This window comes from Microcoleus sp. Pol12A5 (assembly GCF_036701435.1).
GTDB lineage: Bacteria > Cyanobacteriota > Cyanobacteriia > Cyanobacteriales > Microcoleaceae > Microcoleus.
In genome coordinates, this window is record NZ_JAUBQU010000208.1 from 1 (window position 1) to 5,875 (window position 5,875).

The following is a 5,875-nucleotide window of genomic DNA, read 5'->3' on the forward strand; positions in this document are numbered from 1 at the left end:
CGATCGCCTGCTTTCAGAAACACAAGCTGCTGACTGGAAAGGGCAAGTCCGCTGGCTTAATCAGTGGCGAACCTAATTCTATCTTATCGAACTTATGTATCTCTGGTCGATCGCACTTCTTCCGCTTCCTGCAAAATATGGTTAACTGGTGGATTTTGGGAATCGGTTAAATTTGCCTGCACAGATGATGATTGTTGCAGTTTATGAGTTAGATGGCGTTTAGTCAAAAACCAAGAAAGCCATCCCAAGCCACCACCCAGTAAGAAACTAACTGCAATCACCATAATGAAGGGATGGGGAGGTAGCAGAGGATGTTGGGGAGAGGGGAAATCCCAAGGTTCTTTGAGCGAATCGTAGCTGCTGGCTAAGATTCCGGCGACACCAACTCCTACACCGATGCCGGTACCGACTGCTTGAATCGTGTTTTGTAAATTGCGATCGCGCTCTTTTTCTTTTTTCTCATACTCTACCTGTTGTTTTTGAGCATCAACTTCCACAATGCCCCGGATTGTTTCAATCATCTGTTGAAACAATAGCCGCCCTGCGGTAAGATAACTCATATTGACTTTAATCTGTTCCTGAAAGCTCTGGCAACTATCGTCAAAAAAATTTTGTATAAAATCTAAGTTATCCATTTCTTGGACGCTGCAATCGCCAAGTTTTTTGAGCCAATAACTATAGTTTGGAACATTCGTTTCAATTGTAATCTGGTGAACTTCTATATCTCGCAAATAGCGGGCATAAGTTAAGCCAACGATTTGAGGGACTTCCGTCAGCCAGCCCTCTAGTTGTTCCAGACGCTCCTTTCTATCTGATTTCAAACGGCTAAATTCTTCTACTTTTTCCTCTAATTGCCTATAAAGTTTTCTCGCTTCCTCATTGCAAAGATACGCTTGATGATAAACATAAATAATTTTACTTCGGCAGCATAACAAATTGAGCAGCGGAGGGTAATAATTGCCGGAGGCTTCTATCTCTGAAGTTTTTTCATCAGTATCTAACCAGACTAGGATATGACACTTTAATGTCGGATCTTGAAAGTCACTATTGTCAAATTCAAAAATGGGACTACCTAGAAGTTTCCCCTCACTGATAAACTTTGGTTTTGGCTGTTTAAGCTCTGAATCTTGAAACAAAGCGTCTACACAAGCTACTGCTAAATCTTTATCATTGCCAGCAAAATCAACAGGTTTGGCAAATAATACTAGGGTTTGTCCCAGTGACGCTTGGATTTCGCAAGGTAGCAGACAACCTTGAAAGTTTAGGTTGCTCAGTTGGTTGATTTCTACTGTAGAATTCGGGGAAAGTAGCGTGAAATCAAGTGCGTAAGTGTCGTGGAGTCGCATCGGGTAAATTCCGCCTGTCAGGGGCAGTCGATCCGGTTGGCTAACAGTTGTAAATCGCACAAATCTATCGCCATTTGGCTCGTAAAGTTCAAGATCGTCGCTTGGTTGCCTATTTTGGCTGTTTCGATTGTTCAGCTTTTCGAGGAAAAAATCGAGCTGCGGATTTGTTTGCAGCAGTTGTCCCAAAGCAACGCATTTATGCCATAAATGGTCAGCCTCTACAGATTGTTTATCCCCTTTTGCCAGGTTGCTGCGCAAATGAAAAGCAAACAGCATTAGTTTGGGGTTGGCAAGTTTGCCTGTCAATTGAGTGTTGTTCATCACCTAGACCCTGAGTGCTATTTTGACTTGTTGGGAAAACTTTCTTGGATGGCATTTAATAGCGTTTCTCTGGAGATTTTGGGAGGTGGAGGCGGTGGTGGAGCTGTCAGTTTGGTTATTCCTGGCAGGCGATTTGTTAATTGGATTTCCCCCGAATCTAATCCTTGGCGAGTCAGGGATAATGCGTTTTCAATGCTGGGATACTTTTCACACCATTCAAGGATGTTTTCAGCAATATCGTCCTCTGTTTCTCCGAAATTAGCACTTGCCTGTTTCAGGTCTTCATCTCTATTTTCAATCAAAAACAGATCGGGCTGATTTTTGATTAGGTATATAAAGGCGTGGATGTTCTTAAGACTACCTTCGAGCATCATTCTCTGATTCCTATTGACCAACTGAACAAAATGCAGCCCAATGGTAGGGCGATTGAAAAGGTCGTATTTCTTTAGAGCCTATCTTCTCAAGCATATCGTACAGGTTTGCTTTTTCGACGCGACGTAGGGGAAGTTGCTTTGTCCATGCCTGCAAATCTTCTTTAGTGGCATCCCGCAGCCAAAGTTGAGCAGAGTTAAGGGCAAGGGAGACACTTAACCCGGCTGTCAGAAGCTGATAAAATTTTATCATCAAAAATGAGGTTGACAAATCGTTGACTGCCCAAAGCGTCGGGACTACACTGGAACTGCCGGCAACCAGGAAACCGCTAGGTAAGCTGATATATTCATCGCTGATGCTGCTAAAGTCGCTGATGCCGGTTTCGCAGGCGGAGAGCACAACTAGGCGGCATTCTCGGAAGTCAAGGGCAAAGATGTCTGCTAAGGTGAGGCATTTGGTGAGATTGAGGGTTTTGCCATTTTTTAAGGGTAGATAGCGAGTGGGGTTTTCTTCAGGGGGAGGCGGGGGTAATTCGCAGTCGGCTAGCAGTAAGGCTGATAGCAAAGGTTGTTGAAAGTTAAAGTAGCCGTGACAGCTAAAGTGGGCGCAGTGGGCGATGCGGAGACGGCTGTCATCTATAACTGATTTTTTGGCTTCACTTTGAATCAGGATATCTTTGGGGTGGAAATGCTGACTGATTGCTGGCACTTCTAAGTCTGTAAATTTCAGGTCTTCGGTGGGGTTTTGGACGGCAAATAGGTGTGTGAAATTCTGGCGTTTTCGGCTTTGTGCCTGTTGCAGCAGTTGGCAACTGGGGGAATAGCGGACACCTTGTTTGAAGCAATCTAGCAAGCAGGGATTGGTGGGTTTAGGAGACAGGGTTTCTGGGTTAAAGCGCTGCCAGGTTTCATGGCTAACCGGCAAGGCGTGAAGGGGGAACAGGTGCAGGAAACGGTGGGGAATTAAAATTAATTGATCGCACTGTTTCGGTACTCTCCCCAGAATTTCATTGAGATGCAATATTTCAGATAGGCTTTGGAGGCGAGGGGCTAGGTTTTCCCGCCATTGGGTTTTGTCTTCTTCTTGGTAATCTCTCAGATATTCATTGCCCCAATTTACCAAGGCTTGAAAGTCGGTTTTTGAAGATGGCCAGACTATAGGAGTTGGTGATTGAGGGGTGATGATGAAAGTAAGGAATTTGTCGCCTAGAATGTACCACTCAAGGATAGCGGTGTTTTCTGCTGTGAGGGATTGAATATCGCTGTAGAAGATGCTTTTAACTTCTTGAGTAAGCAGGAAGTCGGGGTCGATGGGTTTGATGTCACGGACGAGCAGTTCGTCGAGTTGTTGCCGCAATTGGGTTAGATGGGTAGAATCGCGGCTGGTGGTTTGTAGGCTGTTGATTTGGAGGCTGCCTTCTCCCGATATTGTGCCGCCGTTGCTGTTACGATTTGTCTGTTGGATTTCCACTCGTCGCTTTTCGGCATCAATTTCTCGACGCAGACGCGAGAGTTCGTTGATAACGGTTTCGGGAATATCGCCTTTTGGGTCTAAGTCGCGGTTGGCGAGGAGTTCTACTAAGTTGCGAGCTTTGCTGCGTTCGACGTATTCTATGGCTTCGGTGTAGTTTTTTAGCTTTAGGCAAACTTCCACCATATTTTGATAGAGTTGATTCCATTCTTCGGCTAATTTCTGTTTGGTTTCATCCCCAGATTGAATCTCGCCCCGTAAAAATTCTACTGTTTCAATCGCTGGGGCATAGGTATCATAAGCGAGTTGCCATTGCTGGTTACTTCGGTAAAGATTACCTAAATTAAATAAAGTCTCTGTATGTCGTTGTGGGAAAGCCTCGCGAGTTCTAATAGTTAAAGCATTGTGATAAAATGCGATCGCATATTCGATATTCTCTGCTTTTTCTCCCCTGATTCTGTTAGAGTAAGCATTTCCCAGGTTATTTTGCGTCATTGCCCAATATTGGGGAAAGGCTTCACGCTTGTAGACTTTTAATGTCGCAGTGAAAGACGCAATCGCTCTTTCGATATTCTCTGCTTTCTCTCCCCTGATTCTGCTAGAGTAGGCAATTGCCAGATTATTTTGCGTCATTGCCCAATCTTGAGAAAAGGTATCGCGCCTATAAAAGGATAATGCAGCAGAGTAAGATGCGATCGCATATTCGATATTCTCTGCTTTCTCTCCCCTGATTCTGTTACGGTAGGCAGAAGCCAGATTATTTTGCGTCGTTGCCCATTCTTGGGGAAAAGAATCGCGGGTGTAGACGGATAATGCAGCAGAGTAAGATGCGATCGCATATTCGATATTCTCTGCTTTCTCTCCCCTGATTCTGTCAGAGTAGGCATTTCCCAGATTATTTTGCGTCTGTGCCCAATCTTGGGGAAAAGCATCGCGGGTACGGACTTCTAATGCCACAGTGTAAGATGCAATCGCCATTTCGATATTCTCTGCTTTGTCTCCTATAATTTTGACACGGTAGGCATTTGCCAAATTATTTTGCGTCATTGCCCAATCTTGGGGAAAGGCTTCACGCTTGTAGACTTTTAATGTCGCAGTGAAAGACGCAATCGCATATTCGATATTCTCTGCTTTCTCTCCCCTGATTCTGCTAGAGTAGGCAGTTGCCAGATTATTTTGCGTCATTGCCCATTTTTCGGGAAAGGTATGGCGGGTACGGACTTCTAATGCAGCAGTGTAAGATGCAATCGCCATTTCGATATTCTCTGCTTTCTCTCCCTTGATTCTGTCAGAGTAGGCATTTCCCAGATTATTTTGCGTCATTGCCCAATCTTGGGGAAAGGCTTCACGCTTGTAGACTTTTAATGCCGCAGTGAAAGACGCAATCGCCATTTCGATATTCTCTGCTTTCTCTCCCCTAATTCTTTCAGTGTAGGCTGCTGCCAGATTATTTTGCGTTTGAGCAAACTTTTCGCTTCCCGGTTCCTGATTATTTAAAACTATTTGATAACCAGTAATTGCAATTTCTAGATTATTCGCTCTACTTCCCAGCGGAAAGTCGTTAATATGAATACTTAAATTTTCAATGAGGGCGACAATGAACGCAATTGCTTCTGAATTTTCGTCGGCAATTAAATTCTGGGCAACTTGCTGTAAAATCTCGGCAAAACGGTCATTGAGGAGATGTTGCCGCCCTGCCAGCATGGGGTAAATTACTTTAATATCGCTGTTGCTACGTTGTTCTGCTTGCAATAAGTCTAGGATAAACTTTGCATATTCTTGGAGATTTCCACCTTCAGAGTTATCGCTATCTCCGTCATTATTCATCCCCAAGAATTGCCATATCTGACTGGCAAGATTTCGTAAATAATTAGCCTGATTTTCCTGTCCTTCCTCTGCCAACTTTTCTGCTACTACCTCGCAAAATTGCAGAAACCCCCAATCTACCAATTCTAAGTTAGGCTGTAAAATCTGCGGTTCCTCACCGTTGGGGCAATTCAGGAGTGTCTCAATCAATTGCAGATAAGCTTGGGCGCGGGTTTCTTCCATTGTGGGGAGTTGTCAGTAACACCGATCTTTATTTTACCATGATTCGATGGGTGGCCAGAAACCTTTCTAAAGTTTGTGAACTGCAGATGTCGGCGGATATACGCTGATGGACGCAGATGAATTTAGTCGATAGGGGCGGGTTTATGAGATTGTTGGTTTTCGGCAATTATTGTGAGTAAAACCCGCCCGTACAGGATAAATGGTAATAAACCGGGTTTCTTCTAATTTTGCGCTAATTCTGGCGGCCGGCCCATTAAACCGGTCATCAAGCGCAAGGCTAAAAACCTCACTGGGGGAATTGTCCGCAAACACCACAA

3 protein-coding genes are annotated in these 5,875 nt (G+C 44.4%); all 3 read right to left on the bottom strand.

Translation table 11 applies throughout. The features are described from left to right. Positions 1-92: 92 nt before the first annotated feature. Genes QUA45_RS27495 through QUA45_RS27505 form a run of 3 tightly spaced genes read right to left on the bottom strand, consistent with a single transcriptional unit; the run spans position 93 to position 5,558 of the window. Positions 93-1,667, bottom strand: coding sequence for a hypothetical protein (locus tag QUA45_RS27495; protein ID WP_333223039.1), 1,575 nt, complete (start codon positions 1,665-1,667; stop codon positions 93-95). A 17-nt stretch (positions 1,668-1,684) separates the two neighbouring features. Next, complete coding sequence (locus QUA45_RS27500; protein ID WP_333223042.1) at positions 1,685-2,041, bottom strand: hypothetical protein; 357 nt, start codon at positions 2,039-2,041, stop codon at positions 1,685-1,687. A gap of 10 nt (positions 2,042-2,051) precedes the next feature. Then, entirely contained in the window at positions 2,052-5,558 is a 3,507-nt protein-coding gene (locus tag QUA45_RS27505) for a CHAT domain-containing protein (RefSeq protein ID WP_333223044.1), read from the bottom strand. Positions 5,559-5,875 lie beyond the last annotated feature (317 nt).